The 2,816-nt window shown below is 46.1% G+C and carries 5 protein-coding genes and 1 pseudogene; 5 read left to right on the top strand and 1 reads right to left on the bottom strand.

The genetic code is table 11. The features are described 5' to 3' along the window. Window positions 1-189: 189 nt before the first annotated feature. From LC653_RS45490 to LC653_RS45480, 5 genes and pseudogenes are all read left to right on the top strand, one after another. Window positions 190-375, top strand: a pseudogene (locus tag LC653_RS45490) (spore photoproduct lyase family protein); the annotation flags it as partial. A gap of 214 nt (window positions 376-589) precedes the next feature. Beyond that, on the top strand, window positions 590-2,071 hold the full coding sequence (locus LC653_RS45485; protein ID WP_229501789.1) for a site-2 protease family protein: 1,482 nt from the start codon (window positions 590-592) through the stop codon (window positions 2,069-2,071). Between the two features lie 5 nt (window positions 2,072-2,076). Next, entirely contained in the window at window positions 2,077-2,205 is a 129-nt protein-coding gene (locus tag LC653_RS46690) for a hypothetical protein (RefSeq protein ID WP_267921689.1), read from the top strand. Beyond that, entirely contained in the window at window positions 2,174-2,302 is a 129-nt protein-coding gene (locus LC653_RS47815; RefSeq protein WP_372478318.1) for a DUF6888 family protein, read from the top strand. The genes LC653_RS46690 and LC653_RS47815 overlap by 32 nt, the downstream gene beginning before the upstream one ends. Next, window positions 2,283-2,465, top strand: a complete 183-nt coding sequence (locus tag LC653_RS45480; protein ID WP_229501788.1) for a DUF6887 family protein — start codon at window positions 2,283-2,285, stop codon at window positions 2,463-2,465. Before LC653_RS47815 ends, LC653_RS45480 begins: the two co-directional genes overlap by 20 nt. Before the next feature lie 35 nt (window positions 2,466-2,500). Here LC653_RS45480 and LC653_RS45475 read toward each other — a convergent pair whose 3' ends face one another. After that, window positions 2,501-2,713, bottom strand: a complete 213-nt coding sequence (locus tag LC653_RS45475) for a hypothetical protein (RefSeq protein ID WP_372478317.1) — start codon at window positions 2,711-2,713, stop codon at window positions 2,501-2,503. Window positions 2,714-2,816 lie beyond the last annotated feature (103 nt).

The following is a 2,816-nucleotide window of genomic DNA, read 5'->3' as shown; positions in this document are numbered from 1 at the left end:
TCTTCTCAATTAATCGTAGCTATCGTCTGTGCCACTCTGCGCGATCGCTGCCGTAAATGCCAGTTGAGCAAATTCTTACATTGCCAGCTTTCTGCGCTTTCCTATCCGTCGAACTCACGTTAATTTAGCTAATGTTAATTCGACCGTCCGTCGAATTAACCGTGATGAAGGCAGTTTGGATCTTGATTTGTTAGAGCGACGAATTATCCGCAATCAAAATTAGAGATGGATGAGGCAAAACGCAGTGTCAAGCGTAATAAATTTGGTGGGACGAAGTACGTTTACGAGAAAGACACAATGAAGGCGTTGCGTAGCTTTTTTGAGAGTGAGATTAGTAGGCGCTTTCCAAATGCTGAAATTCTTTATTGGACTTAGAAGACTACTTCGCTCAAATACAGTTTGAGCAAATTACAGCTATTTTCACATAAATAGACCACGCTTTACGGGCACAGCAATGCTGTGCCCCTACGACACTACGCCTACGCAAAGTGGGATTATTTGGGCAGACTACAGGCGGCGTTATACATTAATAAGTGTATCTGCAATACCGGACTTGTTCTGGCTTAGTCTCAATAGCAAAGGTTTGGAGATGTTTACTTTATCAGAAACTTCTATCCTGGGGACGATCCTACTGGTAGCTTTAGGCATTTTGGGCTGGGGCTTTTATCGCGCCAGACCTTTTGGTAAACTGGGAATCTTAGCCTGGTTACAGTCGGTGGTGTTGATGACTCCCTGGCTGCTGTTTTTTGGATTGTTTGCCGCAGGGATTTACATCAATATAGCGGGTATATTGTTCTTAGTGGTAACTTCCGCCGGATTGTATGTCTACTTGGGCAGACAGTTACGCGCAGCTGGGCAAGATGCCATCCTCAAGCAACGCGCCACAGAAAGACTCGCTGCTGCTTCCTCACTTAAAGCAAATTCCCCACAACCAAAAGTAGCAGAACTGAAACCGGAGATCCCACCGATACCAGAAGAAGACTTGAATGCAGTTAAAGGTATTTTCGGTATCGATACGTTTTTTGCTACAGAAACCATCGCTTACCAAGATGGAGCCATTTTCAAAGGTAATTTGCGGGGAGAACCAGAAGAGACTCACAACCGTCTAACTGCAAGTTTACAGCAACGCCTTGGCGATCAATATCGCCTGTTTTTAGTGGAAAATACAGACGGCAAACCAGTGGTAATTGTCCTACCCAGCCGCAATGATCCCCGGCCGATGTTGTTATCGCAAAAAGCTTTTGCAGGTATTCTGTTGATAGCGACCATTGCCACAAGTTTAGAAGCTGCGGGATTACTGCTGAATTTTGATTTCTTTGGCAATCCAGGGCGGTTTCAAGAATCTTTGCCCATAGGCGCTGGGATATTTGCGATTTTAGTAGCTCACGAAATCGGTCATTGGTTACTTGCTCGGCGTCACCAAATCCGTCTTAGCTGGCCTTTCTTTCTGCCGGCTGTGCAAATTGGTTCCTTTGGTGCAATTACCCGCTTTGAATCTCTATTGCCCAACCGCAAGGTATTATTTGATATCGCCTTAGCAGGGCCAGCCGCAGGTGGTATCGTTTCTTTGTTAATGCTGGTGACGGGCTTGGCGCTTTCCCGCCCAGGTAGTTTATTTCAATTACCAAATCAGTTTTTCCAAGGGTCGATTTTGGTGGGAAGTTTGGCGCGAGTTGTCCTTGGTTCGGCTTTGCAGTCATCCCTGGTAAGTGTTCATCCCTTAGTGATAATTGGTTGGTTGGGGTTAGTTATCACCGCTTTGAACTTAATGCCAGCAGGACAACTAGATGGTGGGCGCATTGTTCAGGCGATTTATGGACGCAAAACCGCAGGACGGGCAACAGTAGCAACTTTAATTTTACTGGCGTTAGTGTCTCTCGGTAATACTCTTGCCATGTACTGGGCGATCGTGATTTTCTTTTTGCAACGGGATCAAGAACGCCCCAGTTTGAATGAAGTCACTGAACCTGATGATGCTAGAGCCGCTTTGGGGCTTTTGGCTCTATTCTTGATGATTACTACGCTTCTACCCCTAACTCCCGGCTTGGCTGGTCGTTTGGGAATAGGATAGTGCCTATGGAGCCAACACCCGAACAAGCACATAAAGGAGGATATGGAACCAACACCACAGCAGCTAAGAACGGTGTATATAGCCTGCTACTGGCTAACAAAAATGTATTTACCCGTCTATCTTGTAACGCTTGATTCTAGAAACGCGAGAATAGTAATCATCGCGGGTGAAGAGTCAGTAATTGTCATTAATAAGCAAGGAGAATTGAGCTATGACCAGCCCGAATTATGAAGCAATGACCACAAAGGAGTTGCGGACTTATGTTTTAGCACACCGAGATGACCAAAACGCCATCAACGCTCTAGCAAACCGAGTTGAAACAAATGGAGTAAAGTTAGATTCTCCAGAACAACTGCCAGATGTAATACGTAGACAGCAAGAACAGCAAGATTGACACTCTCCGGCATAAATGCACGGAGATTCTTGGATCTAAGACTTGACTTGCTCAATCAGGGTTTCCCCAGATTGAGTAGAGGTTTCATCTCCCCAAGCGTTGCTTGCATCAAGAAGCCACTGCGTTGCGGGGGTTCCCCCCGTTGTAGCAAGTGGCGCTGCAAAAGTTCCGGTATGCCCTACCGTACTTAATCCTCGACTAAGGATATTTCTAGCTGCATTTTCAGTTAAACTAAGCGATTCCCTCACGAGAACCGCTCGTCTACAAAACCGGACGTGAGACTTTCGACCTCATCCGGCTCCTCAATGATTTGGCGCTTGTCATGCGTACCTCCAACCGAACCATCTTCGG

The sequence above is a fragment of the Nostoc mirabile CHAB5784 genome (assembly GCF_020829645.1).
Taxonomy (GTDB): Bacteria; Cyanobacteriota; Cyanobacteriia; order Cyanobacteriales; family Nostocaceae; genus Nostoc; species Nostoc mirabile.
This window is presented reverse-complemented; position numbering and strand designations above follow the sequence as displayed.

Bases quoted from the DNA above. Each gene is read 5' to 3' on its own strand.
- LC653_RS45485 (WP_229501789.1), top strand. From the start codon at position 590: ATGTTTACTTTATCAGAAACTTCTATCCTGGGGACGATCCTACTGGTA.
- LC653_RS46690 (WP_267921689.1), top strand. From the start codon at position 2,077: ATGGAGCCAACACCCGAACAAGCACATAAAGGAGGATATGGAACCAAC.
- LC653_RS45480 (WP_229501788.1), top strand. From the start codon at position 2,283: ATGACCAGCCCGAATTATGAAGCAATGACCACAAAGGAGTTGCGGACT.
- LC653_RS47815 (WP_372478318.1), top strand. From the start codon at position 2,174: ATGTATTTACCCGTCTATCTTGTAACGCTTGATTCTAGAAACGCGAGA.